Source organism: Pseudomonas sp. GV105 (assembly GCF_003058185.1).
Lineage (GTDB): Bacteria > Pseudomonadota > Gammaproteobacteria > Pseudomonadales > Pseudomonadaceae > Aquipseudomonas > Aquipseudomonas veronii.
Map to the genome: position 1 here is coordinate 38,746 of NZ_QBUF01000012.1, position 25,323 is coordinate 64,068.

22 protein-coding genes and 1 pseudogene are annotated in these 25,323 nt (G+C 61.3%); 11 read left to right on the forward strand and 12 right to left on the reverse strand.

Going from position 1 to position 25,323, the window contains the following annotated elements:
* Positions 1 to 14: 14 nt before the first annotated feature.
* Positions 15 to 824 carry a putative RNA methyltransferase gene (locus tag C8K66_RS22315; protein ID WP_017844726.1) on the reverse strand — a complete coding sequence of 270 codons (810 nt, stop codon included), beginning with the start codon at positions 822 to 824 and terminating at the stop codon, positions 15 to 17.
* Entirely contained in the window at positions 824 to 1,975 is a 1,152-nt protein-coding gene (dapE, locus tag C8K66_RS22320) for a succinyl-diaminopimelate desuccinylase (RefSeq protein ID WP_108525949.1), read from the reverse strand. Before dapE ends, C8K66_RS22315 begins: the two co-directional genes overlap by 1 nt.
* Positions 1,976 to 2,028: 53 nt before the next feature.
* Between dapE and C8K66_RS31385 the strand changes: the two are divergent.
* Positions 2,029 to 2,133 (forward strand): annotated as a pseudogene (locus C8K66_RS31385) (outer membrane lipoprotein carrier protein LolA); the annotation flags it as partial.
* Positions 2,134 to 2,201: 68 nt separating this feature from the next.
* Here C8K66_RS31385 and C8K66_RS22325 read toward each other — a convergent pair.
* Positions 2,202 to 4,793 carry a glycosyltransferase gene (locus C8K66_RS22325; RefSeq protein WP_046384473.1) on the reverse strand — a complete coding sequence of 864 codons (2,592 nt, stop codon included), beginning with the start codon at positions 4,791 to 4,793 and terminating at the stop codon, positions 2,202 to 2,204.
* A 218-nt stretch (positions 4,794 to 5,011) separates the two neighbouring features.
* Between C8K66_RS22325 and tcdA the strand changes: the two genes are divergently transcribed.
* Positions 5,012 to 5,821 carry a tRNA cyclic N6-threonylcarbamoyladenosine(37) synthase TcdA gene (tcdA, locus tag C8K66_RS22330; protein ID WP_371928159.1) on the forward strand — a complete coding sequence of 270 codons (810 nt, stop codon included), beginning with the start codon at positions 5,012 to 5,014 and terminating at the stop codon, positions 5,819 to 5,821.
* A gap of 122 nt (positions 5,822 to 5,943) precedes the next feature.
* On the opposite strand, the gene C8K66_RS22335 is transcribed toward tcdA, so the two are convergent.
* The 4 genes from C8K66_RS22335 to C8K66_RS22350 form a co-directional block, all read right to left on the reverse strand.
* Complete coding sequence (locus C8K66_RS22335; protein WP_017844731.1) at positions 5,944 to 6,351, reverse strand: SufE family protein; 408 nt, start codon at positions 6,349 to 6,351, stop codon at positions 5,944 to 5,946.
* On the reverse strand, positions 6,348 to 7,553 hold the full coding sequence (locus tag C8K66_RS22340; RefSeq protein ID WP_046384472.1) for an aminotransferase class V-fold PLP-dependent enzyme: 1,206 nt from the start codon (positions 7,551 to 7,553) through the stop codon (positions 6,348 to 6,350). Before C8K66_RS22340 ends, C8K66_RS22335 begins: the two co-directional genes overlap by 4 nt.
* A 64-nt stretch (positions 7,554 to 7,617) precedes the next feature.
* Positions 7,618 to 8,652, reverse strand: a complete 1,035-nt coding sequence (dapD, locus tag C8K66_RS22345) for a 2,3,4,5-tetrahydropyridine-2,6-dicarboxylate N-succinyltransferase (protein ID WP_046490174.1) — start codon at positions 8,650 to 8,652, stop codon at positions 7,618 to 7,620.
* A gap of 32 nt (positions 8,653 to 8,684) precedes the next feature.
* Entirely contained in the window at positions 8,685 to 9,047 is a 363-nt protein-coding gene (locus C8K66_RS22350; protein WP_026139766.1) for an ArsC family reductase, read from the reverse strand.
* A 212-nt stretch (positions 9,048 to 9,259) separates the two neighbouring features.
* Between C8K66_RS22350 and C8K66_RS22355 the strand changes: the two genes are divergently transcribed.
* A complete protein-coding gene (locus C8K66_RS22355; RefSeq protein ID WP_046384470.1) occupies positions 9,260 to 10,903 on the forward strand; it encodes a Na+/H+ antiporter in 1,644 nt (547 codons plus the stop codon).
* 44 nt (positions 10,904 to 10,947) lie between these two features.
* Here the strand turns inward: C8K66_RS22355 and C8K66_RS22360 are convergent, their stop codons facing one another.
* The 5 genes from C8K66_RS22360 to map form a co-directional block, all read right to left on the reverse strand.
* Positions 10,948 to 11,730, reverse strand: a complete 783-nt coding sequence (locus C8K66_RS22360; RefSeq protein ID WP_108525954.1) for a M12 family metallopeptidase — start codon at positions 11,728 to 11,730, stop codon at positions 10,948 to 10,950.
* A gap of 113 nt (positions 11,731 to 11,843) precedes the next feature.
* Positions 11,844 to 12,557, reverse strand: a complete 714-nt coding sequence (locus C8K66_RS22365) for a M12 family metallopeptidase (protein WP_108525956.1) — start codon at positions 12,555 to 12,557, stop codon at positions 11,844 to 11,846.
* Between the two features lie 89 nt (positions 12,558 to 12,646).
* The gene (dapC, locus tag C8K66_RS22370; RefSeq protein WP_046490180.1) at positions 12,647 to 13,846 is read right to left on the reverse strand and encodes a succinyldiaminopimelate transaminase; all 1,200 of its coding nucleotides are present in this window, start codon (positions 13,844 to 13,846) and stop codon (positions 12,647 to 12,649) included.
* Between the two features lie 39 nt (positions 13,847 to 13,885).
* Positions 13,886 to 16,588: a [protein-PII] uridylyltransferase gene (locus C8K66_RS22375; protein ID WP_046384468.1), complete on the reverse strand. Its 2,703-nt coding sequence runs from the start codon at positions 16,586 to 16,588 to the stop codon at positions 13,886 to 13,888.
* Between the two features lie 64 nt (positions 16,589 to 16,652).
* Positions 16,653 to 17,435, reverse strand: coding sequence for a type I methionyl aminopeptidase (gene map, locus C8K66_RS22380; protein WP_017844739.1), 783 nt, complete (start codon positions 17,433 to 17,435; stop codon positions 16,653 to 16,655).
* Positions 17,436 to 17,824: 389 nt separating this feature from the next.
* Between map and rpsB the strand changes: the two genes are divergently transcribed.
* From rpsB to rseP, 8 genes are all read left to right on the forward strand, one after another.
* Positions 17,825 to 18,562, forward strand: coding sequence for a 30S ribosomal protein S2 (gene rpsB / locus C8K66_RS22385; protein ID WP_017844740.1), 738 nt, complete (start codon positions 17,825 to 17,827; stop codon positions 18,560 to 18,562).
* A gap of 191 nt (positions 18,563 to 18,753) precedes the next feature.
* Complete coding sequence (gene tsf / locus C8K66_RS22390; protein ID WP_046384467.1) at positions 18,754 to 19,617, forward strand: translation elongation factor Ts; 864 nt, start codon at positions 18,754 to 18,756, stop codon at positions 19,615 to 19,617.
* Positions 19,618 to 19,827: 210 nt separating this feature from the next.
* Positions 19,828 to 20,571, forward strand: a complete 744-nt coding sequence (gene pyrH / locus C8K66_RS22395; protein ID WP_003172271.1) for a UMP kinase — start codon at positions 19,828 to 19,830, stop codon at positions 20,569 to 20,571.
* On the forward strand, positions 20,568 to 21,125 hold the full coding sequence (frr, locus tag C8K66_RS22400; RefSeq protein WP_046384466.1) for a ribosome recycling factor: 558 nt from the start codon (positions 20,568 to 20,570) through the stop codon (positions 21,123 to 21,125). Before pyrH ends, frr begins: the two co-directional genes overlap by 4 nt.
* 16 nt (positions 21,126 to 21,141) lie before the next feature.
* Positions 21,142 to 21,897: a polyprenyl diphosphate synthase gene (gene uppS, locus C8K66_RS22405; RefSeq protein ID WP_017844743.1), complete on the forward strand. Its 756-nt coding sequence runs from the start codon at positions 21,142 to 21,144 to the stop codon at positions 21,895 to 21,897.
* The gene (locus C8K66_RS22410) at positions 21,897 to 22,703 is read left to right on the forward strand and encodes a phosphatidate cytidylyltransferase (protein WP_017844744.1); all 807 of its coding nucleotides are present in this window, start codon (positions 21,897 to 21,899) and stop codon (positions 22,701 to 22,703) included. The genes uppS and C8K66_RS22410 overlap by 1 nt, the downstream gene beginning before the upstream one ends.
* Positions 22,700 to 23,890, forward strand: coding sequence for a 1-deoxy-D-xylulose-5-phosphate reductoisomerase (gene ispC / locus C8K66_RS22415; protein WP_017844745.1), 1,191 nt, complete (start codon positions 22,700 to 22,702; stop codon positions 23,888 to 23,890). Before C8K66_RS22410 ends, ispC begins: the two co-directional genes overlap by 4 nt.
* A 53-nt stretch (positions 23,891 to 23,943) precedes the next feature.
* The gene (rseP, locus tag C8K66_RS22420) at positions 23,944 to 25,296 is read left to right on the forward strand and encodes a sigma E protease regulator RseP (RefSeq protein WP_108525958.1); all 1,353 of its coding nucleotides are present in this window, start codon (positions 23,944 to 23,946) and stop codon (positions 25,294 to 25,296) included.
* Positions 25,297 to 25,323: the final 27 nt, after the last annotated feature.

Below are 25,323 nucleotides of genomic sequence, written 5' to 3' on the forward strand. Positions count from 1 at the left end.
GCCCGAAAAGTCGGTTATTGAAGCACGAAATAATCGTAGCGCATCGATACGCTGACCCGCAGCGGTTCGGCATGCTCGATTACCTCGGTGCGGCGCTCGGCGCTGGCGCGCCAGCCGTGAGGGGTCATGGCCAGCAGGTTGGCACGGTCTTTCGGGTCCGCCAGGCTCAGCGTGAACTCGAGGGTTTCGCTGTGCGCAAGGCTCATGCCGTCCGGCACCAGGGCCAGGTGTTTGTCGTCGGTGTACTCGCGCACTTCGTCGTACAGGCGCTCGCGCAGCTCCATCAGGTGACCGCGGGTCGGGCCGACTTTCATCAAGCCGCCGCCGGGGCTGAGCAGGCGTTTGGCCTCTTGCCAGTCCAACGGGCTGAACACGCTGGCGAGAAACTGGCAGCTGGCATCGGCCAGCGGCACGCGGGCCATGCTGGCGATCAACCAGGTCAGCGCCGGGTTGCGCTTGCACGCACGCTTGACCGCTTCCTTGGAGATATCCAGGGCATAGCCATCGGCGTGGGGCAGGGCGTCGGCGATTTGTGCGGTGTAGTAACCCTCGCCACAACCGATGTCCACCCAGCGCTGCGGTGCTTGTTGCGCGGCCAGTTGCGCCAGGCGCTTGGCCACCGGGGCGTAGTGGCCGGCGTTGAGGAAGTCGCGGCGCGCCTCGACCATGGCGAGGTTGTCGCCCGGGTCGCGGCTGTTTTTGTGCTGCACCGGCAACAGGTTCAGGTAACCCTGGCGCGCGCGGTCGAAACGGTGTCCGACCGGGCACGCCACGCCATTGTCCACCGCGTGGAGCGGTGCGCTGCAAATGGGACAGGCCAGCATCAGGCGAGCAACTTGATCAGGGTCTGGTAGTAGATTTCGGTCAGCACGTCGAGGTCGCTGGCCAGAATGCGCTCGTTGACCTGATGGATCGTCGCGTTGACCGGGCCCAACTCGACCACCTGGGTGCCGAGGGTCGCGATGAAGCGTCCGTCGGACGTACCGCCGCTGGTGGACGCCTGGGTCTCACGACCGGTGACCGCCTTGATGCTGGCGGACACCGCATCGAGCAAGGCCCCCGGTTCGGTGAGGAACGGCAAGCCGGACAGCGCCCAGTCTACGTGCCAGTCCAGGCTGTGTTTGTCGAGGATCGCGGCAACGCGCTGTTGCAGGCCTTCCACGGTGGATTCGGTAGAGAAGCGGAAGTTGAACACCGCTGTCAGGTCACCGGGGATCACGTTGGTCGCGCCGGTGCCGGCGTTGAGGTTGGAGATCTGGAAGCTGGTCGGCGGGAAGAAGGTGTTGCCGTCGTCCCAATGCTCGGCGGCCAGTTCCGCCAGTGCCGGAGCAGCCAGGTGGATCGGGTTCTTCGCCAGGTGCGGGTAGGCCACGTGACCTTGCACGCCGCGCACGGTCAGGGTGGCGCCGAGGGAGCCGCGACGGCCGTTCTTGACCACATCGCCGACCAGGCTGGTGCTGGATGGTTCGCCGACGATGCACCAGTCCAGACGCTCCTTGCGCGCGGCCAGGCGTTCGATCACGGCCTTGGTGCCGTGGTGCGCCGGGCCTTCTTCATCGCTGGTGATCAGAAAGGCCACTGAGCCCTTGTGGTCCGGGTAGTCCTGCACGAAGCGCTCCGACGCCACCAGCATCGCCGCCAGGCTGCCTTTCATGTCCGCCGCGCCGCGGCCGCAGAGCATGCCGTGGTCGTCGATCAGCGCGTCGAACGGATCGTTCTGCCAGGCCTGCACCGGCCCGGTCGGGACCACGTCGGTGTGGCCGGCAAAGCACAGCACCGGGCCGTCGTGCTTGCCGTGGGTGGCCCAGAAGTTATCTACGTTTTCGATACGCATCGGCTCAAGCTGGAAACCGGCGTCGCCCAGGCGCTGCATCATCAGCTTCTGGCAATCGGCGTCGATCGGCGTCACCGAGGGACGGCGGATCAGGTCGATGGCAAGTTGAAGGGTCGGCGAAAGGTCGGCATGGGCCGTCATGGGAAACTCCGGAAATCGAGGCGGCGACGTTCTAATTGACTGTAGGAGCGAGCTTGCTCGCGAAAATCGTCAACGATCACGCGAACATCTTGAATGAACGCGGTGCTCTTGCGTTTTTCGCGAGCAAGCTCGCTCCTACAGTGATATGTGCAAGGCTTACAAAACGGCCGTTATCTTATAGCAAAACGGCGGCCAGAGGCCGCCGTTTAGTGCATTGCACGCGTTTTTACAGCGCGGTGGCCGGCTCTGCCTTCGGCGCCGGTTTCGGCAGCGACGACAGGAACGCCATGATCAACGCCGCCACATACGGCAGCGACTGCACCAGCAGCATCACCACCCAGAAACGCATGTCGGCGCTCGGCAGGCCCTGCACCAGGTAGATCCCCAGCGCCGCGCCCCACAACAGCAGCATGATGAACATCTCTTCGCGGGCTTCGGAAATCGCTACCCAGAAGCCGTGGTTATCCGCGTTTTTCGGTGTACGAAAGAACGGAATGCTGGTGGTGAAGAAGCCATACAGCACCGCTTTGGCGATGGTGTGGGACAACGCCAGGCCGGCCAGCGCCGCACAGAACGCATCCTTGAGGTTAACCCCCACGGCACGACGGTACAGGAAGATGATCTTGCCCACCTTGAACACGAACAACGCCAACGGCGGGATCGCGAAAATCAGCAACGGCGGGTCGACCCGGGTCGGCACGATGATCATCGCCGCCGACCACAACAGCGCGCCGACGGTGAAGAAGATGTTCATGCCATCCGCGACCCACGGCAACCAGCCCGCGAGGAAGTGGTAGCGCTGGCCACGGGTCAGCTCGGTGTCCTTGCCGCGCAGCAGGCTGGCGGTGTGACGCTTGATGATCTGGATCGCGCCATAGGCCCAGCGGAAACGCTGTTTCTTGAAGTCGATGAAGGTGTCGGGCATCAGGCCCTTGCCGTAGCTTTCGTGGTAATACGCGGCCGACAGGCCTTTCTCGAACACGCGCAGGCCGAGTTCGGCGTCTTCGCAGATGCACCAGTCGGCCCAGCCCAGCTCTTCGAGCACCGAGCGACGGGTCATGGTCATGGTGCCGTGCTGGATGATCGCGTCGCGGTCGTTGCGGGTGACCATGCCGATATGGAAGAAGCCTTTGTATTCGGCGTAGCAGAGCTTCTTGAAGGTGCTTTCGTTCTGGTCGCGATAATCCTGCGGCGACTGCACCACGGCGATTTTCGGGTCGGCGAAGTGCGGCACCATGTGCTTGAGCCAGTTCGGCGACACGCAGTAGTCCGAGTCGATCACCGCGATCACTTCGGCATCCTTGGCGGTGTGCGGGATCAGGTAGTTCAACGCGCCGCCCTTGAAACCGGCCAGGGGCGCGACGTGGAAGAACTTGAAGCGCGGGCCCAGGGTTGCGCAGTAGTCGCGCACCGGTTCCCACACCGCCGGGTCCTTGGTGTTGTTGTCGATGATCAGGACTTCGTAGTCCGGGTAGTCGAGGGCGGCCAGGGCATCGAGGGTCTGTTTGACCATCTCTGGCGGCTCGTTGTAGCACGGCACATGGATCGACACTTTCGGGCGGTAGTCCGAGTCTCCCACGACCGGCAGGAATTCACGCCGACGCTTGTGAGTCCAGACCGCTTCCGCCAGTTCATGGGCTTCGGCCAGCAGCACGATAAACACGCCCAGGGCGCCGAGCGCCAGGAGGAAGCCGACCGTCAGGCTGAACCAGGTGCTGTATTGCTGGCTGTAGTCGTAGCCGATCCACACCAGCACCGAACCGCACAGGAACGCGATAAAGGTCAGGAAGGTCCGGCCGCGTTGGCGCAGGGCCGAGCCGTCGATCATCAGCAGGGTCAACGACAGCAGTGCAAGCACCACCGAACCGATGGCCAGCACGCGCCATTGCGGGATCGCGACCACCGGTCCTTCGAAGTTGAATTTCTGCTGACGCGCGGCGTTGTACACGCCCCAGTAGGCGCCGACCGAGCCTTCGTCGCTGGCTTTCCACGGTTGGTCGAAGGCCTCGATCACGAAGTAGTTGAAGCCCTGGCGGTTCAGCTTGTTCACCAGCGTGCGCAGGTAAATTGCCTGGTCGGCGGGAGACGCATCAGCACCGCCACGCATGCGGCCGTTGCTCGGCCAGCCGACTTCCGACAGCAGCAGCGGCTTTTTCGGGAAGGTCTTCTTCAGATCCCGTGCGCGGTCGAGTACGAATTGGCCCGCCTGGTCCACCGGAATATGTTCCCAGTACGGCAGGATGTGCGCGGCGATCAAGTCGACGTGCTTGGCCAGTTGTGGGTTGTGTTCCCAGATGTGCCATTGCTCGGAGGTGGTCACCGGCACCTTGACGGCCGCGCGCACGCGATCCAGCAACACGATCAGTGCTTCGGGGGTGATCTCTTTACGGAACAACGCTTCGTTGCCGACCACCACGCGCACGACGCTGCGCGAGCTGTTGGCGATCTCGATGGCGCGCTGGATCTCGCGTTCGTTGCGTTCCAGGTCCGGGCTGATCCAGATCCCCAGGGTGACACGCAGGCCGAACTCTTCCGCCAGCTTGGGGATGTCTTCCAGAGTGCCGTCGACCGAGTAGGTCCGGATGTTGTCCGTCAGCTTGCTCATGATCTCCAGATCGCGACGCATCTGGTCGTCGGTCGGGTACTGGTCTTTCTGTGGGTACTGGCCTTGTTGAAACGGCGAGTAGGAAAAACCGGAGATCTGTTCAGGCCAGTTGGGGGCAGTGACCGGGCGGTTGATCAGCGCCCAGAAGCCGGTGAACAGCGCGGCAATTGCCAGCACCACCACCAGGTTGAGTCCAAATTTACGCGATGACATGGCTATTTCGGGTTCCAAAAGGTGTGGAACGAAAAGAGGTGTCGGCCTACGCCGAACGGCGCGCATCCTACACCGGCCCTTCCCTGAGCGTACAGCAGACTGAGAAAAGCCGGACGTTAGTCCGCGAATCTCCAGCTAAGTTCTTTACTTGTATCGCGAAGTTTCGAACTTGTCCTGGCAAAGCCCTATAATGCGCGCCGGTTTTTGGGGTAATGGTCATGAGTACAGAAGATCCGCGGTTTGCAGGCGTCGCCCGTTTGTATGGCATTGAAGGCCTGGAGCGCTTGAAAGCGGCCCATGTGGCGATCGTCGGCGTCGGCGGCGTAGGCTCATGGGCGGCGGAAGCCATCGCCCGTTGTGGGGTGGGCGAGATCTCGTTGTTTGATTTGGATGATGTCTGCGTCAGCAACAGCAACCGTCAGTTGCATGCCCTCGACAGCACCGTGGGCAAACCCAAGGTCGAGGTGATGGCTGAGCGCCTGCGCGGCATCAACCCGGACTGCACGGTGCATGCCGTGGCGGATTTCGTGACCCGCGAGACCATGGCCGAGTACATCACCCCCAACATCGACTGCGTGATCGACTGCATCGACGCCGTCAACGCCAAGGCGGCACTGATCGCCTGGTGCAAGCGCCGCAAGATCCAGATCATCACCACCGGCGGCGCTGGCGGGCAGATCGACCCGACGTTGATCCAGGTCTGCGACCTGAACCGCACCTTCAACGACCCGCTGGCCTCGAAAGTGCGCTCCACCCTGCGCCGTGACTATGGCTTCTCGCGCACGGTGACCCGCCATTACAGCGTGCCGTGTGTGTTTTCCACCGAGCAACTGCGCTATCCGAAGCCGGACGGCAGCATCTGCTTGCAGAAGAGTTTTGTCGGCGACGGCGTGAAGCTGGACTGCGCCGGCGGGTTTGGCGCGGTGATGATGGTCACTGCAACCTTCGGCATGGTGGCGGCGACCAAGGCGGTGGACAAGATCGTGGCCGGGGTGCGCCGGCCTTCCGAACGGGTCAAACCTTCTTAAACCTCAAGGCCTTGCACCATTCAAATGTGGGAGGGGGTTTGCTCCCGATAGCAGAGTGCCTGTCACTGAATACATTGATTGAACCACCGCTATCGGGGGCAAGCCCCCTCCCACATTGGGTTTTATGTGCGGCTTAGTTCGCGCATGCGCTGCAGCACGGCGTTCAGGCCATTGCTGCGCGACGGCGACAACTGGCGGGACAGCCCCAGTTGATTGAACCAGTCCGGCAAGTCGACCGCCTGCAACTCGGCGGCCGACAGCCCGTTGACCCGCGCCAGCAGCAACGCCACCAGCCCACGGATCATGCGTGCTTCGCTGCTGGCGGCGAACTGCCAGTGGCCGTCGGATAAACGCCCGACCAGCCATACCAGGCTCTCGCAGCCCTGCACCAGATTGGCCTCGACCTTGTCTTCGTCCGCCAGCGGCGGCAGCCGTTCGCCCCATTGCATCAGCAGGCGCGCGCGTTGCTCCCAACTGCCCACTGCCTGAAACGACTCAAGCGCGCCGACAGCCTCGGCCGGCAGGCTCATCGCAGCATATCCAGGGCCTGGTCCAGCGCTTCGAAGAATCGCTCCAGATCATCGGAATTGTTGTACAGCGCCAGGGACACGCGAATCGCTCCCGACAAGTGCATCGCCTTGAGCAGCGGCATTGCGCAATGATGGCCGGCGCGCACGGCAATGCCCTGTTCGGTCAGCAAGTGCGCAAGATCGGCGTTATGCACGCCTTCCACCACAAAACTGACCAACGCCACCTGCGGCGCGCCCAGTACGCGCACGCCATTGCGCGCTTTCAGCCCGCGCAACAGGTACTCGTGCAGGGCGGCTTCGTGGGCGATGAGCGCCGGTTGATCCAGTGAATTGAGGTAATCCAGGCTGGCGCCCAGGCCGATCACGCTGGCAATCGGTGGGGTGCCGGCCTCGAACCCTAGCGGCGCGGGGCGGAAGCTGGCACTGTGGTAATCGGCCTGTTGCACCATTTCGCCGCCGAACTGCCAGTGGCGCAACTGATGCAGGGCTTGGGTGCGGCCGTACAGCACGCCGACGCCGTCCGGGCCGTAGAGTTTGTGGCTGGAAAATACGTAGAAGTCGCAGCCCAGGGCTTGTACGTCGTGGCGGCCATGGACGATGCCCTGGGCGCCATCGACCACGGTCAGCGCGCCCTCGGCCTTGGCCATGGCCAGCAAGGGTTCCAGCGGTTGCCAGGTGCCCAGCACGTTGGACAGTTGGCTCACCGCCAGCAGGCGCGTGCGCGGGCCGATCAGCGTGGCGGCGGCCTGAAGGTCGATCATACCGTCGTCGCCAACCGGCAGGATCACCAGTTCCAGCGCGCGACGTTTGGCCAGTTGCTGCCAGGGCAGCAGGTTGGCGTGGTGTTCCAGGGCGCTGATGACTAGTTCATCGCCCGCATTGAATAAGTGCTCGAGGCCGTAGGCCAAGAGGTTCAGCGCCGACGTCGCGCCATGAGTGAAGACGATGTGCCCGCTGTCTCCTGCATTCAACCACTGCGCGACCTTGTTGCGACTGTCCTCGAAAGCCTGGGTCGCGTGGGCGCCCGGCAAATGCTGGGCACGGTGAACGTTAGCGGCGCCATTGGCGTAGTAATGGCTGATCGCGTCCAACAGGGCTTGAGGTTTTTGCGCGGTGGCGGCGCTGTCCAGATAGGTCTGGTCTTGCCGTTGCAGGGCGGCGATGGCCGGAAAGTCGACGCGCCAGGGAGAGGGCACAAGCATGGTGTTCAAGACTCGTATAAACGGGCCCCAGGATCGGGGCCCGCGAGTGGCATCGAGTCGCTGCTTAGTTGTGAGCGTGCAGCGCTTCGTTCAGTTCGATGGCCGACTTGTGGGTTTTGCACTCCACGGCACCGGTCTCGGAGTTACGGCGGAACAGCAGGTCCGGCTGGCCGGCCAGCTCGCGCGCCTTGACCACTTTAACCAGCTGGTTGCGCTCGTCGAGCAGGGCTACCTTGGTCCCGGCGGTGACATACAGGCCCGATTCCACGGTGTTGCGGTCGCCCAGCGGGATCCCGATACCGGCGTTGGCGCCGATCAGGCAGCCTTCGCCGACCTTGATCACGATGTTGCCGCCACCCGACAAGGTGCCCATGGTGGAGCAACCGCCGCCCAGGTCCGAACCCTTGCCGACAAATACGCCGGCCGAGACACGGCCTTCGATCATGCCCGGGCCTTCGGTGCCAGCGTTGAAGTTGACGAAACCTTCGTGCATCACGGTGGTGCCTTCGCCCACGTAGGCGCCCAGGCGGATACGCGCGGCGTCAGCGATACGCACGCCGCTGGGTACGACGTAATCGGTCATTTTCGGGAACTTGTCCACCGAGAACACTTCCAGCAGCTCGCCACGCAGGCGCGCTTCGAGTTGGCGTTCGGCCAGCTCATTGATGTCGATCGCGCCCTGGCTGGTCCAGGCCACGTTCGGCAGTTGCGCGAATACACCGGCCAGGCTCAGGCCGTGGGGCTTGACCAGGCGGTGGGACAGCAGGTGCAGCTTGAGGTAGGCCTCAGGCGTGGAAGTCAGTGCGGCGTCTTCGGCCAGCAGGGTGGCGACCAGCGGGGTATGGCTTTCAGCCAGGCGGGTCAGCAGGGCTGCCTGGGTCGCGTCGACGCCTTTGAGCGCGTCAGCCAGTTGCAGGGCTTGGGCGACGGTGAAGGTGATCGCCTGGTTGCCTTCGCTGTAACCGAGGATCGGCGCGATGGCGGCGACGACTTCTGCCGACGGGTTGAGTACGGGTTGTGCGTAAAACACTTCCAGCCAAGCACCTTGGCGGTTCTGAGTGCCGACGCCGAAGCCCAGGCTGAACAGGGAATTGGACATGCTGTTACCTCTACAAAAATGGGATGGCCGGCCTACTTGAGGGCTGCCGAATAAGTATCTGGCTTGAAGCCAATCAGGGTTCTGTCTCCGAGATCAAGCACCGGGCGCTTGATCATCGAGGGTTGTGCGAGCATCAATTCAATGGCTTTCGACTGATCGAGATCGGCTTTGCGTTCGTCTTCGAGTTTGCGAAAGGTGGTGCCCGCACGGTTCAAAACCACCTGCCAACCGTGCTCGTTGCACCATTGGGTCAAGTGTTCGCGGTCGATACCGACGGTTTTGTAGTCATGGAACTCGTAGCTCACGCCGTGCTCGTCGAGCCAGGTGCGGGCTTTTTTCATGGTGTCGCAGGCTTTGATGCCGAAAAGGTGCAAGGTTTTACTTGATACGGTCAAGGAATTGCCCCCCTTTGGACCAATGAAGATGAAAGGTCTGGGATTATGCCACGACCAGCGGGTTTGGGTGCCGCTCGTCTCTAGCGTGGATTGCCCGGTGCGACTATTGTGCGAAAGCCATCGCGCAGCATAGGCGGCTAATATGGCACTTCAATGGTGAGTTGTTGCCTGATGTGTGTCGTTGCAAGTCGATTGTCCGGGAAAACCGCGTTATGCAAACCGCCTACACCGTTCTTATCTTGCTGATGCTGGTCAGTGTTTCGCGGCTGGTCTGGCGAGTCATCCCACTGCCGTTACCGCTGGTGCAGATTGCCGCCGGGGCCTTGCTGGCCTGGCCCACGCTGGGGCTGCATGTCGCGCTGGACCCGGAGTTGTTTCTGTTTCTGTTCCTGCCGCCGCTGTTGTTCTCCGATGGCTGGCGCATGCCCAAGCGTGAACTGTGGCGCCTGCGCGGGCCGATTCTGACGTTGGCAGTGGGGCTGGTGCTGTTCACCGTGGTCGGCGCCGGCTACTTCATTCATTGGTTATTGCCTTCGATTCCATTGCCGGTGGCCTTTGCCTTGGCGGCGGTGTTGTCGCCGACGGACGCCGTGGCGGTGTCGGCCATTTCCCAGAACCGTTTACCCACGCCGTTGATGCATATGCTCCAGGGCGAAGCCTTGATGAACGATGCCTCGGGCCTGGTGACCTTCAAGTTCGCCCTGGTGGCAGCCTTGACCGGGGTGTTTTCCCTGGCGGATGCCAGCCTGACCTTTGTACTGGTGGCCATCGGCGGTCTGGCGGTCGGGATCGCGTTGAGCTGGCTGGTGGGGCGCTTGCGTGTCTGGATGATTGCGCGAGGCTGGGACGACCCGGCCACCCACGTTGTGTTCATGTTGCTGCTGCCGTTCGCCGCCTATGTTCTGGCCGAACGCCTGGGCGCATCGGGGATTCTTTCTGCCGTGGCGGCGGGCATGATGCAAAGCTGGCTGGACCTGCTGCCCCGCCAGACCAGCACGCGCTTGCTCAATCGCAGTGTGTGGTCGCTGCTGGAGTTTGCCTTCAATGGCTTGATCTTCCTGCTATTGGGGTTGCAACTGCCGGACATCATCAAGGCGGTGGTGAGTCATGAAACCACGCTGTGGCCGACCCTGCTGTATCGCTGCCTGGACGTGGTCGCGATCTTCCTGGTGTTGTTGGTATTACGCTTCATCTGGGTGCAAAGCATCTGGCGTCTGTCGGGTGTGCTCCGGCGCCTGCGTGGGAAAAGCGAGCTTACCCTGGTGCCGACGGCACGTTCCTGCTGGCTGTTGACCGTGGGCGGTGTGCGCGGGGCGGTGACGTTGGCCGGTGTGATGTCGGTGCCCTTGCTGCTGGCGCCGGGCAAGGCGTTCCCGGAACGCGATCTGCTGATCTTTATCGCGGCCGGGGTGATCCTGTTGTCGCTCATCGCTGCCTGTATTGCGTTGCCGCTGCTGCTGCGCGGCATTGAAAAAAGCCCCGATGAAAAACACCACAATGAAGTGCGCGAGGCGTGGAAAAAGACCGCCGTGGCGGCGATCCATGCGCTTGAGGTCGAAGAACCCACCGAGAGCGCTCCCGCGGACGCCGCCCAGGCCGCATTGGCTACCGAACTGAAGGCGCGACTGATGTCGGAATACCGGCATCAGTTGGACGTCTTCAACGACTCCGCCGAAGCCCAGGCGCTGGCGTCGCAGATGGACCAACTGGAGCGAAAGCTACGGCTCAAGGCGCTGCGGGCGCAGCGCTTGGAGTTGTATAGCCTGAGCCGTCATCACCGGATTGGGGATGACGTGTTGAGGGAGGTGTTGGACGATCTGGACATGAGTGAGGCGAACCTGGGGTCGCCGAAGTAGGCAATTGGGGGCCGCCGTGCCGCCGGCGCTGAGTGTGCAGTGTTTTAAACGGTGCAGTCTGAGTCGGCATCACGAAAGCGTGGATGACGGATCACGGCGGGCATGGGCGCCGCTTGAGGGTAGGTTTTTTTGGCCCAGGCAATGTCTCCGTCACTCAGTGACCTGTTCTCGCTGTGCGCCCGCTTTCCATTGGTCTGGTCCGGGCTGACAGCGTAGTGCATGACCGAGTCAGGGTCATAAGGCAGCAAGTCATAAGCGCTGCTGCGAGTCAGCGGCAGGACGTTGTCCTCCACCTCCTGCGGGTTGGGGGTGTTGCGGTAGGTCTGGTGGATGGTTTCACGGTTCCACGGAATGTTGGCATCGGGGTGCTGGTGGGCGTGATGGGCACCGAGCATATGCCCGAATTCATGCAGGACGGTGTCTTCGAAGCGGGGCGCGTTGTGATCCATGGGCAGGCTCATGGTCGGCAGCCCGAACGGAATGTTGCGCGCATCGGTGCCTATGGATGAAGCGCCGCCGTTATCGCCCGGCGGATTCTGCGCAATACAGATATCGCCTCTCGCCCCCGAGACAAAATCAAACTTCAGGTTGATATGGGGCAGCCAACGGCTGGCGGCTTTTTTCACGGCCAGCACGTATTCGTCGTCCACCCCATACTCATACATGGCGATCGTGAGCGTAGTGTTCTGGGGCCAGTATTTGCCCGGTTCGCCGACATTGCGTCGACGTCTCGAAAGACTGTGCGTTGGCGTAGCGCTATCGCTGCTTTCGCCAGGCGACCAGTGCGTGCCAGGCTGATACGAGGCTTCGGGGGCGGGGTTTATCATTGAGCGTTTCCTGCGGCAGGTCGAGACGAGACACTGGTTGATTCGTGCCAATTGCAGGAAAGTTCCCGGCGGTGTTGAGTGAATACGTGAGCCTATGTTTACCCCTGAGCCCGCTACGTCGGGTTGACCGGGGGGTATAGCATTCTGATCGTTTGCTTGTCGCCCGCGGAAAGGGTTGTGTTTTTAGGAATGGCCTGGCCGTTGCGCCTCAATGCTGCCGGAATTTCATAATGCATCACGGACTGTGGATCGTATGGGGTGATCTGCAGGCCGGGCCGGTTGTCTGGCTCAAGGATATGCTCGCGTACCATGGCTTCGTTGAAAGAGTCGCTGGTGTAGTAGTCATACACTTGGGGGCTGTCCCAATCCAGGCTGTTCTGCGGGTGTTGGTGTTCGTGCAATAACCCGAGGGCGTGGCCGAATTCGTGCAGGGCCGTACTGCGCAACTTCTTCGAGTCGTCGGTCCGGTTGAGGTGCATCGTGGGTTGATCTTCATCGATGCGCTTGGCCTCTGTGCCAATGGCGGACCAATTGCCCTTGAGCCCTTCATCGTCAGAAATACGAATATCGCCCGTCTTGCCTTCGACGATATTGAAGCGCAGGGCCGGCGTGTGGTGGGCCCATTCGCGGATAGCGTCCACCACCAGCGCTTTGCTTTTTTCGCTGCTCAGGTCGAGCGCAACGGTGACCACGCCGGCCGGCCAGCGCTTGTCGCTGTCGGCGATGCCTCTTTTGGTTCGCCCGGCGGATTCGGGAGGGGAGGTGTGGTTATTCGGGAGCGGCTCATAAGCGGGGGGAGGGGCGAGCGACGGGGTGATTAGGCTCATAGGCATTACTCGTAGGAAGTTTGCCTATTGGTGGTGAGCGAGTGAACAAGGTTCCCGCACTGTGCGACACAGTGCGGGATGTGGCGAGGTTACTTCCTGCGTTGAATGAAATCGCGAATGCGCTCAGCCGCTTCCACGCACTCCGCCAGTGGTGCAACCAATGCCATGCGAACGCGCCCGGCGCCTGGGTTGACGCCGTCCACCTCCCGCGACAGGTACGAACCGGGTACTACGGTCACGTGTTCTTGCACAAACAGATCGCGACAGAAGGCGGCGTCGTCACCCTCTACATTCGGCCACAGGTAGAAACCACCATCGGGGGCTTGTACGTCCAGCACCGGCTTGAGGATCGCCAGCACAGCGTCGAATTTTTCCCGATACAGGTCGCGGTTGGCTTGGACGTGGGCTTCGTCCTGCCAGGCGGCGATGCTTGCCAGTTGGGTTTGCACGGGCATCGCGCAGCCGTGGTAGGTGCGGTACAGCAGGAAGGCCTTGAGGATGTCGGCGTCGCCGGCCACGAAGCCGGAACGCAGGCCCGGCAGGTTGGAGCGCTTGGACAGGCTATGGAACACCACGCAGCGTTTGAAGTCCTGGCGGCCGAGTTCGACGCAGGCGCTCAACAGGCCCGGCGGCGGGCTTTGTTCGTCGAAGTACAGCTCGCTGTAGCACTCGTCGGCGGCAATCACAAAGTCATATTCGTCGGCCAGGGCGATGAGCTTTTTCAGGGTGTCGACCGGGATCAGCGCGCCGGTCGGGTTGCCGGGGGAGCACAGGAACAGGATCTGGCAGCGCTTCCAGACGTCTGGCGACACGGCGTCGAAATCCGGGTTGAAGCCATTGGCGTCCAGGCACGGCAGGTAGTGCGGCTTGGCGCCGGCCAGGAACGCCGCGCCTTCATAGATCTGGTAGAACGGGTTCGGGCTTACCACCAGCGCGTCGTCACTGCGATTGACCACGGCTTGGGTGAAGGCGAACAGTGCCTCGCGGGTGCCGTTGACCGGCAGGATGTTACGCGCCGGGTCCAGCCAGCCCTTGGGTACATTGAAGCGGCGTTCGCACCAGGCCGCGATGGCTTCGCGCAGCGCCGCAATGCCCAGGGTGGTCGGGTACACCGCCATCTGGTCGAGGTTATTGCTCAACGCCTCGGCGACGAAGGTCGGCGATTTATGCTTGGGCTCGCCGATGGACAACGCGATCGGACGTTTGTCCGGGTTCGGCGTGACGCTGCCGAGCAGGGCGCGCAATTTTTCGAACGGGTAGGGCTGCAGCTGGTTCAGGGCGTTGTTCATCGGTGGATCTCGTGCAAGGCGTTAAAAACTGGGCGGGTATCAAATCGTCAGGCGCGTCAGCTCGACCCCGGGCTCCTGGTGAACGCTCAACTGCTGGACGATTGCATCCTGCAGGCGGCGGCACAGTTCGGGGTCGGACAGCGGCTGGTTGTCGGCGTCGGTAATGAAGAACACGTCTTCCACGCGCTCGCCGAGGGTCGCAATCTTGGCGTTCTGCAACGACAGGTCGAACTCCAGGAAAATCCCGCCGATCCGCGCCAGCAGGCCCGGGCGATCCGGCGCGCTGAGTTCCAGCACCGTCACCGGGCGCTGGGCGTCGTTGGAAATGGTCACCTGGGGCGCAAACGCAAAATGCTTGAGCTGGCGTGGCACGCGGCGCTGGATGATGGTCGGGTAGTCGTCCGGGTTGCGCAACGCTTCGGTCAGGCCTTCGCGGATCTTTTTCACCCGCGCCGGGTTATCGCCGATGGACTCGCCTTCGGTGTCGAGCACGATGTAGGTGTCGAGGGTGAACTGGCTGCTGGAGGTGATGACCCGGGCGTCGTGGATGTTCAGGTTGAGCTGGTCCATGGCCGCTACGGTCACGGCGAAGAAGTCGTGCTGGTCGGGGGCGTAGATGAAGATCTGCGTGCCGCCTTCGAACTCGCGTTGGGTCGTCTCTTTGATCAGCACCAGCGGGCCGCCATCGGCCGGTTGCTGCAGGATTGCATCGCTGTGCCAGGCCACGTCGCCGGCGGTGTGGCGCAGGAAGTAATCGTCGCCCAGTTGCGACCACAATTGTTCGACGTCGTCCGGGTCGTTGCCGCCGCGCACCAGGATATCCAGGGCCGCGCTTTGGGTGCGGCGGATCTGTTCTTCGCGGTCCACCGGGTTTTCCAGGCCCCGGCGCAGGGCGCGCTTGGTCTCGGTGTAAAGCTGGCGCAACAGGCTCGCGCGCCAGGAGTTCCAGAGGGTCGGGTTGGTGGCATTGATATCGGAAACCGTCAGCACATACAGGTAGTCGAGACGGGTTTCATCGCCGACGATCCCGGCGAAGTCGTGGATCACCTGCGGGTCGGACAAGTCCTTGCGCTGGGCGGTCGTCGACATCACCAGATGGTTCTGCACCAGCCAGACAATCAGGCGGCTGTCCCACAACGGCAACTGGTGACGCTGGCAGAACGCCTCGGCATCGACTGCACCGACTTCCGAGTGATCGCCGTGGCGGCCTTTGCCGATGTCGTGGTACAGGCCGGCCAGGTAGATCAGTTCGGGTTTGGGCAGCTTGGCCATCAGCTTACTGGCCAGCGGGAATTTCTCTGACACCTGGGTGTACTGCAGCTTACGCAGGTGCTTGATCAGGTTCAGGGTGTGGGCGTCGACGGTGTAGATGTGGAACAGGTCGTGCTGCATCTGCCCGACGATAAAGCCGAACTCCGGCAGGTAACGCCCGAGGATGCCGTAGCGGTTCATCCGCCGCAGGTTGCGGTGGATGCCGATCTTGCACTTGAACAGCTCGATGAACAGGCTGGTGTTGCGGATGTCGTTGCGAAAGTCATCGTCGATCAGGTGACGGTTTTCTCGCAGCAGGCGAATCGTGTCGGCGCGCACGCCTTTGATTTCCGGCTGCTGGGCCATCAGCACGAAAATTTCCAGCATGGCAAACGGCGTGCGGCGGAACACGTTGTCGTTGCGCGCCTCGATATAGCCGTCGTGCAGCTGGAAACGCGGGTTGATCGGCTGCGGCGGCGCTTCGTCTTCCGGGGCCAGGATCACTTCTTCGAAGTGCTGGATGATCAGGTCGCTGAGCTGGGCGATGCTCATGACCACCCGGTAGTACTGCTGCATGAAACTTTCGATGCTGGTCTTCGCGTCTTCGCCCTCGAAACCCAGCAGGGTGGCGATGGAGCGCTGATGGTCGAACAGCAGACGGTCTTCGGCGCGCCCGGCGAGCATGTGCAGGGCGTAGCGCACTTTCCAGAGGAATTCCTGGGACGAGGCGAGCAGGGCGTTTTCGCTTTCCACCAGAAAGCCTTCACCGGCCAGGGCGCGCAGGTTCAGGGTGCCGTACTGGCGACGGGCGACCCACAAGATCGTCTGGATATCGCGCAAGCCCCCGGGGGAGCCTTTGACGTTGGGTTCCAGGTTGTATTCGGTGTCGTTGTACTTGTGGTGCCGGGCTTTCTGCTCGGCACGCTTGGCCAGGAAGAACTCCTTGCTCGGCCACATGTGCGCGGTGCTGGTGACTTCGAGCATGCGTTGGCGCAGACGCTCGGGACCGGCGATGGTGCGGCTTTCCATCAGATTGGTGATGACGGTGAGGTCGGCGCGGGCTTCTTCGCCGCATTCGGCCACCGAGCGCACGCTCTGGCCGACTTCCAGGCCGATGTCCCACAGCAGCGTCAGAAAACGCTCGATGGAATCGCGAAAGATCTCATGGTCGGCGCTGTCCAGCAGGATCAGCAGGTCGATGTCCGAGTAGGGGTGCAGCTCGCCGCGGCCGTAGCCGCCGACCGCCACCAGGGCGATATCGGCGTCTTCGCTCCAACTGAACTGTTCCCAGGCCTTTTGCAGGATGTTATCGACGAACCAGGCACGGTCCTCGATCAGCCGACGGATGTCCCGGCCGCTGCGAAAGCGCTCGTCGAGCACCTCGCGGGCCTGGCGGATAGCCTTCTTGAAGGCGGCGATAGGGCTGGCCTTCAGCGCCAGTTCGGCCTGGAACTGGCCACGGTCGAAGAGTTCGGGATCCACCTGGGGCATCGTTCGGCTTTCCTTTCTATCTATCAGTCAGTCACAACACAGTCTGGGAAAACCAGGGCAGCCGTTACGCCGAGATGCGTGGGATGGTGTCGTCCGCGCGCAGGGTGAAGATCTCGTAGCCGGTGTCGGTGACCAGCAGGGTGTGTTCCCACTGGGCGGAGAGCTTGCGGTCCTTGGTGATGGCGGTCCAGCCGTCGCCCAGCACCTTGGTGTCGGCCTTGCCCTGGTTGATCATCGGCTCGATGGTAAAGGTCATGCCGGCTTTGAGTTCCATGCCGGTGCCGGCGCGGCCGTAGTGCAGGATCTGCGGCTCTTCGTGGAACACCTTGCCGATGCCGTGGCCGCAGAACTCACGGACCACCGAGAAGCCGTTCTTTTCAGCGTGCTTCTGGATCACTTCACCGATATCGCCCAGGCGGCAGCCGGGTTTGACGATTTCAATGGCCTTGTACATGCATTCCTGGGTCACCTGGGACAGGCGCTCGGCCCAGACCGGCACGGTGCCGACATGGAACATGCGGCTGGTATCGCCGTGGTAGCCGTCTTTGATGACGGTGACGTCGATGTTCAGGGTGTCGCCGTCTTTCAGCGGTTTGTCGCCGGGAATCCCGTGGCAGACCACGTGGTTGATCGAGGTGCAGATCGACTTGGGGAAGCCCTTGTAGTTCAGCGGGGCAGGGATAGCTTTTTGCACGTCGACTATATAGTCGTGGCAAATGCGGTCCAGCGTTTCGGTGGTGACGCCGGGCTTGACGTGTTCGGCAATCATTTCCAGCACGTCGGCCGCCAGTTTGCCGGCAACGCGCATGCCGGCAATGTCTTCGGCGGTTTTCAAGGTAACGGTCATACAGGCTCTCTCTCTAGCGCGAGGCGCTGAAATCAATACGGTTTACGGGTGTGCGACAAAAGGTTGCAGAATTCGCACAAGCCCTGAAAAACGCGATTCTACCAGACGCGGGCGGCAAACCATGAGCGTCTGGCCATCGGTTATCTCTATAAGGTGGGGCTATAGTGGCGCGATTCAAAGGGTTGCGCAAAAGTCGTTGGCGGCAAATGTGATTGCGGGTTTCGTTTTTTCCCTTCGTGTGGTATAAAATGCGCCGCTTTCCGGGGATACCCCGCGAAGCTTAAATCCACACACGTGTCGACACGATGACCTGGGTGCCGGAGGCCTTGATGCCGCTGGTTGGTCATTGGGATACGTGGAGGCCAAACCCGACTTATTAAGGAACTATCATGTCCCAAGTCAACATGCGCGATATGCTGAAGGCCGGTGTGCACTTCGGTCACCAGACCCGTTACTGGAACCCGAAAATGGGTAAATACATTTTCGGCGCGCGTAACAAGATCCACATCATCAACCTTGAAAAAACCCTGCCAATGTTCAACGAAGCTCTGACTTTCGTAGAGCGTCTGGCCCAGGGCAAAAACAAGATTCTGTTCGTCGGCACCAAGCGTTCCGCTGGCAAGATCGTTGCTGAAGAAGCAGCACGTTGCGGTTCGCCGTACGTCGATCACCGCTGGTTGGGCGGCATGCTCACCAACTTCAAAACCATCCGTGCTTCCATCAAGCGTCTGCGTGACCTTGAAGTGCAAGCCGAAGACGGTACTTTCGCCAAGCTGACCAAGAAAGAGGCGCTGATGCGTACTCGCGACCTGGAAAAGCTCGATCGTTCCCTGGGTGGTATCAAGGACATGGGCGGTCTGCCTGACGCACTGTTCGTTATCGACGTTGATCACGAGCGCATTGCGATCACCGAAGCCAACAAGCTGGGCATCCCTGTTATCGGCGTAGTCGATACCAACAGCAGCCCAGAAGGCGTTGACTACATCATCCCAGGCAACGATGACGCCATCCGCGCTATCCAGCTGTACATGGGTTCGATGGCTGACGCTGTCATCCGCGGTCGCAACCACGTTGCTGGTGGTACCGAGCAGTTCGCTGAAGAAGCTCCGGTAGCCGCAGCTGAGTAATTGACGCCCTGGCGTTGACTCAGTAAGCAAAAAGGGGGCTTGGCCCCCTTTTTGCCCCCTCGAAAACCATTTGTCGGCAGCGCAGCTACAACATCTGTAACGTGCAGCGGCCTACAAGGGTGATTCGGGAAGAATTGATCGCCCGTTTGATCGGGTGGAATGGTTGAAAACCTATCCAAGAGGATTTTGAAATGGCAGAGATTACTGCAGCGTTGGTTAAAGAACTGCGTGAGCGTACCGGCGAAGGCATGATGGATTGCAAAAAGGCCTTGACCAAGGCTGGCGGCGACATCGAAAAAGCCATTGATGACATGCGTGCTTCGGGCGCCATCAAGGCTGCCAAGAAAGCAGGCAACGTTGCTGCTGAAGGCGCCATCGCGCTGAAAGAAGACGGTAAATCCGCAGTTCTGCTGGAAGTGAACTCGCAGACCGACTTCCTGGCTCTGCAGGACGACTTCAAGGCATTTGTTGCTGCCAGCATTGAGAAAGCGTTCGCTGACAAGCTGACTGACGCCGCTCCGCTGATCGCCGCTCAAGAAGCTGATCGCCTGGTACTGGTCGGCAAGGTTGGCGAAAACGTCAACATCCGTCGCCTGGCTCGCGTTGAAGGTGATGTTGTCGGTGGTTACCTGCACGGCAACAAGATCGGCGTTGTGGTTGCCCTTAAAGGCGGCAGCGTTGAGCTGGCCAAAGACATCGCTATGCACGTAGCGGCCAGCAACCCTGAATTCCTGCTGCCATCGGAAGTGTCCGCTGAAGCCATCGAACGCGAAAAAGCCGTGTTCCTGAGCCTCAACGCTGACAAGATCGCGGGCAAGCCAGAAAACATCGTTGAAAACATGATCAAAGGCCGTATCAGCAAGTTCCTGGCTGAAGCGAGCCTGGTTGAGCAGGCGTTCGTCAAGAACCCTGAAATCAAGGTTGGCGAACTGGCCAAGAAAGCCGGTGCTGAAATCGTTTCCTTCACTTACTACAAAGTAGGCGAAGGCATCGAGAAGCCGGTCGACAACTTCGCTGAAGAAGTTGCTGCCCAGCTGGCTGCCGCCAAGCAATAAGACGGTTTTCAACTGTCGCCCGAAAGAGGCTGCCCGCTCACGCGCGCAGCCTCTTTTCAAATGGGAAGGCTAATTTTATTTGGCTTCCCTTCGGAACTGGCTTACAAAGCCGTGTTCCGATGGCGCTGTGATAGCGTCCAGCTAGAGTGAACGCAAGCCGTAAACGGCTCGCCAAGAATTTTTTAAAATACGCCGCAGGAGAGATTCGCAATGGCTCAGCAGGGCAGTGGTTATCAGGCTCGCTATAAACGCATTCTACTCAAGCTCAGCGGCGAGGCCCTGATGGGCTCGGAAGAGTTCGGGATCGATCCCAAGGTACTCGACCGCATGGCGCTGGAAGTTGGCCAATTGGTCGGCATCGGCGTGCAGGTCGGCCTGGTGATTGGCGGTGGCAACCTGTTCCGCGGTGCCGCACTGAGTGCGGCGGGCATGGACCGGGTCACCGGCGACCACATGGGCATGCTGGCCACTGTGATGAACGCCCTGGCCATGCGCGATGCCCTGGAGCGCGCCAACATCTCGGCGATCGTGATGTCGGCTATTTCCATGGTAGGCGTGACCGATCACTATGACCGTCGCAAAGCCATGCGCCACCTGAACGCCAAGGAAGTGGTCATCTTCGCCGCCGGTACCGGCAACCCGTTCTTCACCACCGACTCGGCCGCATGCCTGCGTGCGATTGAAATCGATGCTGACGTCGTGTTGAAAGCGACCAAAGTCGACGGCGTATACACTGCAGATCCATTCAAAGACCCGCATGCCGAGAAGTTCGATCATCTGACCTACGATGAAGTGCTGGATCGCAAGCTGGGCGTGATGGACCTGACGGCAATTTGCCTGTGCCGCGACCACAAGATGCCGCTGCGCGTATTTAACATGAACAAGCCCGGCGCCCTGCTGAACATCGTACACGGCGGCGCGGAAGGCACTCTGATCGAGGAAGGCCAACAATGATCAACGAAATCAAGAAAGACGCCCAAGCGCGTATGCACAAATCCCTGGAGTCTCTGGCCCATGCGTTCGGCCAGATTCGTACAGGCAAGGCGCACCCCAGCATTCTGGGGAGCGTGATGGTGCCGTACTACGGTGCCGACACCTCCATCACCCAAGTGGCCAATATCACCGTAAAAGACTCGCGCACCCTGCAAGTCGTCGCCTTCGAGCGCAACATGCTCGCGGCGGTCGACAAGGCGATCCAGAGCGCCGGCCTGAACCTCAACCCGACCAACCTGGGCGAGTTGCTGCTGATTTCCATGCCTGCCCTGACTGAAGAAACCCGCAAGGGCTTCACCAAGCAGGCGCGCAGCGCAGCAGAAGATGCACGTGTTGCCGTGCGCAACATCCGTCGCGATGCCCTGGGCGAGCTGAAGAAGCTGGTCAAGGACAAGGAAATCAGCGAAGACGAAGAGCGCCGTGCGGCGGCTGACATCCAGAAGCTGACCGACAAGGCCGAAGCTGATATCGATGCGGCCACCAAGCAAAAAGAAGCGGACTTGATGGCCGTATAAGGGTCAGGGCGCTTTCATGGAAAAGACCAAGCAGACTGTGCCCTCCGTGGTGCCGCGCCATGTCGCGATCATCATGGATGGGAATAATCGCTGGGCGAAAAAACGCTTCCTGCCTGGCGTCGCCGGGCACAAAGCGGGTGTCGATGCGGTACGGGCAGTGATCGAGGTGTGCGCCGAGGCCAAGGTCGAAGTGTTGACCTTGTTCGCGTTTTCCAGTGAAAACTGGCAGCGCCCGGCCGAGGAAGTCAGTGCCTTGATGGATCTGTTCTTCAGGGCCCTGCGTCGTGAGGCCAAGCGCCTCAACGACAACAACATCACGCTGCGCATCATTGGTGATCGCTCGCGGTTCCACCCGGAGCTGCAAGCGGCCATGCGTGAGGCTGAAGCCATTACCGCCGGCAGTAACCGTTTTGTGCTGCAGATTGCCGCCAACTACGGTGGCCAGTGGGACATCGCCCAGGCTGCGCAACGGCTTGCCCGCGAAGTGCAGGCCGGCCACCTGCAGCCGGACGAAATCACGCCCGAACTGTTGCAGACCTGCCTGGTTACCGGCGACCTGCCGCTGCCGGACTTGTGCATCCGTACCGGTGGCGAGCACCGCATCAGTAATTTCCTGTTGTGGCAGTTGGCCTATACCGAGCTGTATTTCTCCGACCTGTTCTGGCCGGACTTCAAACACGATGCCATGCGTAAAGCGCTGGCCGATTTCGCTTCCCGTCAGCGTCGCTTCGGTAAAACGAGCGAGCAGATCGAAGCTGGAGCCCGGGTTTAATGCTTAAACAACGAATCATCACTGCACTGATCCTGCTGCCGATTGCCTTGTGTGGCTTTTTTCTGCTCGACGGATCCGGCTTTGCGCTGTTCATCGGCCTGGTCGTGACGCTTGGTGCCTGGGAATGGGCGCGCCTGGCCGGCTTCAGTGCGCAGTTGCCGCGGGTGGTGTATGCCGCCATCGTGGCGCTGTTGCTGTTCCTGATGTACATCCTCCCGGATCTCGCTCCTTGGGTGTTGGGTGCAGCGGTGCTGTGGTGGGCGTTGGCGACCTTCCTGGTGTTGACTTATCCGCGCACCAGCAGCCAGTGGTCCAGTGTTGCCTGCAAGCTGGTGATCGGCTTGTTGATTCTGCTGCCAGCGTGGCAAGGGCTGGTGGAGATCAAGCGTTTTCCGATCGGCAATGAGTTGATCCTGGCGGTGATGGTGTTGGTCTGGGGTGCCGATATCGGTGCCTACTTCTCCGGTCGGGCCTTCGGCAAGCGCAAGCTGGCGCCGGCGGTCAGCCCGGGCAAGAGCTGGGAGGGCGTGTACGGCGGCCTGGCCTTGACCTTGGTGATCACGCTCGTGGTTGGTGTTGTGCGTGGCTGGTCGGTGAAAGAGCTGTGCCTGGCCTTGCTGGGCGCGGCCATCGTCGTATTGATCTCGGTCGTGGGCGACCTCACCGAGAGCATGTTCAAGCGCCAGGCCGGGATCAAGGACAGCAGCAATCTGTTGCCGGGTCATGGCGGCGTGCTGGACCGTATCGACAGTCTGACCGCTGCGATCCCGATCTTTGCCGTGCTGTTGTGGATGGCTGCGTCGTGAGCCGCCTGCAACAGGTCACCGTGCTGGGTGCGACCGGCTCGGTAGGGTTGAGCGCCCTGGATGTGATCGCGCGCCACCCGGAACGCTATCAAGTTTTCGCATTGACCGGCTTCTCTCGCCTGACTGAGCTGCTGGCGTTGTGCGTGCGCCATGCGCCACGTTTTGCCGTCGTGCCTGGGGTCGCCGCCGCGCGAGGCTTGCAGGATGACCTGCGCGCCGCCGGCCTGGCTACTCAGGTGCTGGTGGGCGAGGAAGGGTTGTGCCAGGTGTCGGCCGATGCCGAGGTGGATGCCGTGGTGGCGGCCATCGTCGGCGCCGCTGGCTTGCGCCCGACCCTGGCCGCCGTCGATGCGGGCAAGAAGATCCTGCTGGCTAATAAAGAAGCGCTGGTCATGTCCGGCACGCTCTTTATGCAGGCGGTGCGCAAGAGCGGGGCGGTATTGCTGCCGCTCGACAGTGAGCACAACGCGATTTTCCAGTGCATGCCCGGCGATTTTGCCCGCGGCCTGAGCCAGGTCGGTGTACGCCGGATTTTGCTGACAGCATCCGGTGGGCCTTTTCGCAAAACTCCGCTGGCGGACCTGGAGCATGTGTCTCCGGATCAGGCGTGCGCCCATCCGAACTGGTCCATGGGGCGCAAGATCTCCGTGGATTCGGCCAGCATGATGAACAAGGGCCTGGAGTTGATCGAGGCCTGCTGGTTGTTCGATGCGCGGCCCGATCAGGTCGAGGTGGTGATTCATCCGCAAAGTGTGATTCATTCCCTGGTCGACTATGTGGATGGCTCGGTGCTGGCGCAGTTGGGTAACCCCGACATGCGAACGCCGATCGCCAATGCCCTGGCCTGGCCTGAGCGGATCGATTCCGGTGTTGCACCGTTGGACCTGTTCGCGATTGCACGCCTGGACTTCGAGGCGCCGGACGAGCAGCGCTTTCCATGCCTGCGCCTGGCGCGGCAAGCCGCGGAGGCGGGCAACAGCGCGCCGGCGATGCTCAATGCGGCTAACGAGGTGGCGGTGGCGGCGTTTCTCGAACAGCGCATCCGCTTTCCGCAGATCGCGAGTATCATCGAGGATGTCCTGAGTCTTGAACCCGTGGTGGCTGTGAATGATCTGGGGGCAGTGTTCGAGGCGGATGCCAAGGCCCGCGCCCTGGCCGAACAATGGTTGAACCGCAACGCGCGTTAGTCTTTGGGCGTGTTTGCGTCTTCAGGCACTGGATTGGAATGCGGAGAAATTAGATGAGTGCGCTTTACATGATTGTCGGCACCCTGGTTGCTCTGGGTGTGCTGGTTACCTTCCACGAATTCGGCCACTTCTGGGTGGCGCGTCGTTGCGGCGTCAAGGTACTGCGCTTTTCCGTTGGTTTCGGCATGCCGTTGCTGCGTTGGCACGACCGCCGTGGCACCGAGTTCGTGATCGCGGCCATCCCCTTGGGCGGCTACGTCAAGATGCTCGATGAGCGCGAAGGCGAAGTGCCGGCGGATCAACTGGATCAGTCCTTCAATCGCAAGACCGTTCGTCAGCGCATCGCTATTGTCGCCGCCGGCCCGATCGCCAATTTCCTGTTGGCCATGGTGTTCTTCTGGTTCCTGGCCATGCTCGGCAGCGAACAGATACGCCCGGTGATCGGTGCGGTTGAAGCGGACAGCATGGCGGCGAAGGCGGGATTGGTCGCCGGGCAGGAAATTGTTTCTATTGATGGCGAACCAACCACCGGTTGGGGCGCGGTCAATTTGCAGTTGGTACGTCGCCTGGGCGAAAGCGGCACCGTCAAGATGGTGGTGCGCGAGCAGGACTCTTCCGCCGAGACCCCGCGTGAACTGGCCCTCGACCATTGGCTCAAGGGGGCCGATGAGCCGGACCCGATCAAGTCCCTGGGTATTCGCCCATGGCGCCCGGCCTTGCCGCCGGTGCTCGCCGAGCTTGACCCGAAAGGCCCGGCCCAGGCCGCAGGTCTGAAAACCGGCGACCGCCTGCTGGCCCTCGATGGCCAGGCGCTGGGCGACTGGCAGCAAGTGGTCGACCTGGTGCGTGTACGGCCTGATACCAAAATTGTGCTGAAAGTTGAGCGCGATGGTGCTCAAATCGACGTCCCCGTAACCCTGGCGGTTCGCGGGGAAGCCAAGGCGGCCGGGGGTTACCTCGGTGCCGGCGTGAAAAGCCCGGAGTGGCCGCCGTCGATGATGCGCGAGGTCAGTTTCGGGCCGTTGGCGGCAATTGGCGAGGGTGCGAAACGTACTTGGACCATGAGCGTGCTGACTCTCGAATCGCTCAAGAAAATGTTGTTCGGCGAGCTCTCGGTAAAAAACTTGAGTGGGCCGATAACCATTGCTAAAGTGGCGGGCGCTTCTGCCCAGTCGGGTGTCGCGGATTTCCTGAATTTCCTGGCTTATCTGAGTATTAGCCTTGGGGTTCTGAATTTGTTGCCCATTCCAGTATTGGATGGGGGGCATCTGTTGTTTTATCTGGTCGAGTGGGTGCGTGGTCGCCCCTTGTCGGATCGGGTGCAGGGTTGGGGGATACAGATCGGTATCAGTTTGGTGGTCGGGGTGATGTTGTTAGCCTTGGTCAACGATCTGGGACGACTGTAACGCTTCGCTGAATTGCGAATCTGCCGC

Excerpts from the sequence above, each read along its gene's own strand:
- rseP (WP_108525958.1), top strand. The coding sequence starts at position 23,944 with ATGAGTGCGCTTTACATGATTGTCGGCACCCTGGTTGCTCTGGGTGTG.
- C8K66_RS22360 (WP_108525954.1), bottom strand. The coding sequence starts at position 11,730 with ATGATAAACCCCGCCCCCGAAGCCTCGTATCAGCCTGGCACGCACTGG.
- C8K66_RS22315 (WP_017844726.1), bottom strand. The coding sequence starts at position 824 with ATGCTGGCCTGTCCCATTTGCAGCGCACCGCTCCACGCGGTGGACAAT.
- frr (WP_046384466.1), top strand. The coding sequence starts at position 20,568 with ATGATCAACGAAATCAAGAAAGACGCCCAAGCGCGTATGCACAAATCC.
- C8K66_RS22375 (WP_046384468.1), bottom strand. The coding sequence starts at position 16,588 with ATGCCCCAGGTGGATCCCGAACTCTTCGACCGTGGCCAGTTCCAGGCC.
- tsf (WP_046384467.1), top strand. The coding sequence starts at position 18,754 with ATGGCAGAGATTACTGCAGCGTTGGTTAAAGAACTGCGTGAGCGTACC.
- C8K66_RS22355 (WP_046384470.1), top strand. The coding sequence starts at position 9,260 with ATGCAAACCGCCTACACCGTTCTTATCTTGCTGATGCTGGTCAGTGTT.
- C8K66_RS22325 (WP_046384473.1), bottom strand. The coding sequence starts at position 4,793 with ATGTCATCGCGTAAATTTGGACTCAACCTGGTGGTGGTGCTGGCAATT.
- rpsB (WP_017844740.1), top strand. The coding sequence starts at position 17,825 with ATGTCCCAAGTCAACATGCGCGATATGCTGAAGGCCGGTGTGCACTTC.
- C8K66_RS22365 (WP_108525956.1), bottom strand. The coding sequence starts at position 12,557 with ATGAGCCTAATCACCCCGTCGCTCGCCCCTCCCCCCGCTTATGAGCCG.
- map (WP_017844739.1), bottom strand. The coding sequence starts at position 17,435 with ATGACCGTTACCTTGAAAACCGCCGAAGACATTGCCGGCATGCGCGTT.
- tcdA (WP_371928159.1), top strand. The coding sequence starts at position 5,012 with ATGAGTACAGAAGATCCGCGGTTTGCAGGCGTCGCCCGTTTGTATGGC.
- pyrH (WP_003172271.1), top strand. The coding sequence starts at position 19,828 with ATGGCTCAGCAGGGCAGTGGTTATCAGGCTCGCTATAAACGCATTCTA.
- uppS (WP_017844743.1), top strand. The coding sequence starts at position 21,142 with ATGGAAAAGACCAAGCAGACTGTGCCCTCCGTGGTGCCGCGCCATGTC.
- dapC (WP_046490180.1), bottom strand. The coding sequence starts at position 13,846 with ATGAACAACGCCCTGAACCAGCTGCAGCCCTACCCGTTCGAAAAATTG.
- dapD (WP_046490174.1), bottom strand. The coding sequence starts at position 8,652 with ATGTCCAATTCCCTGTTCAGCCTGGGCTTCGGCGTCGGCACTCAGAAC.
- C8K66_RS22410 (WP_017844744.1), top strand. The coding sequence starts at position 21,897 with ATGCTTAAACAACGAATCATCACTGCACTGATCCTGCTGCCGATTGCC.
- C8K66_RS22340 (WP_046384472.1), bottom strand. The coding sequence starts at position 7,553 with ATGCTTGTGCCCTCTCCCTGGCGCGTCGACTTTCCGGCCATCGCCGCC.
- C8K66_RS22335 (WP_017844731.1), bottom strand. The coding sequence starts at position 6,351 with ATGAGCCTGCCGGCCGAGGCTGTCGGCGCGCTTGAGTCGTTTCAGGCA.
- dapE (WP_108525949.1), bottom strand. The coding sequence starts at position 1,975 with ATGACGGCCCATGCCGACCTTTCGCCGACCCTTCAACTTGCCATCGAC.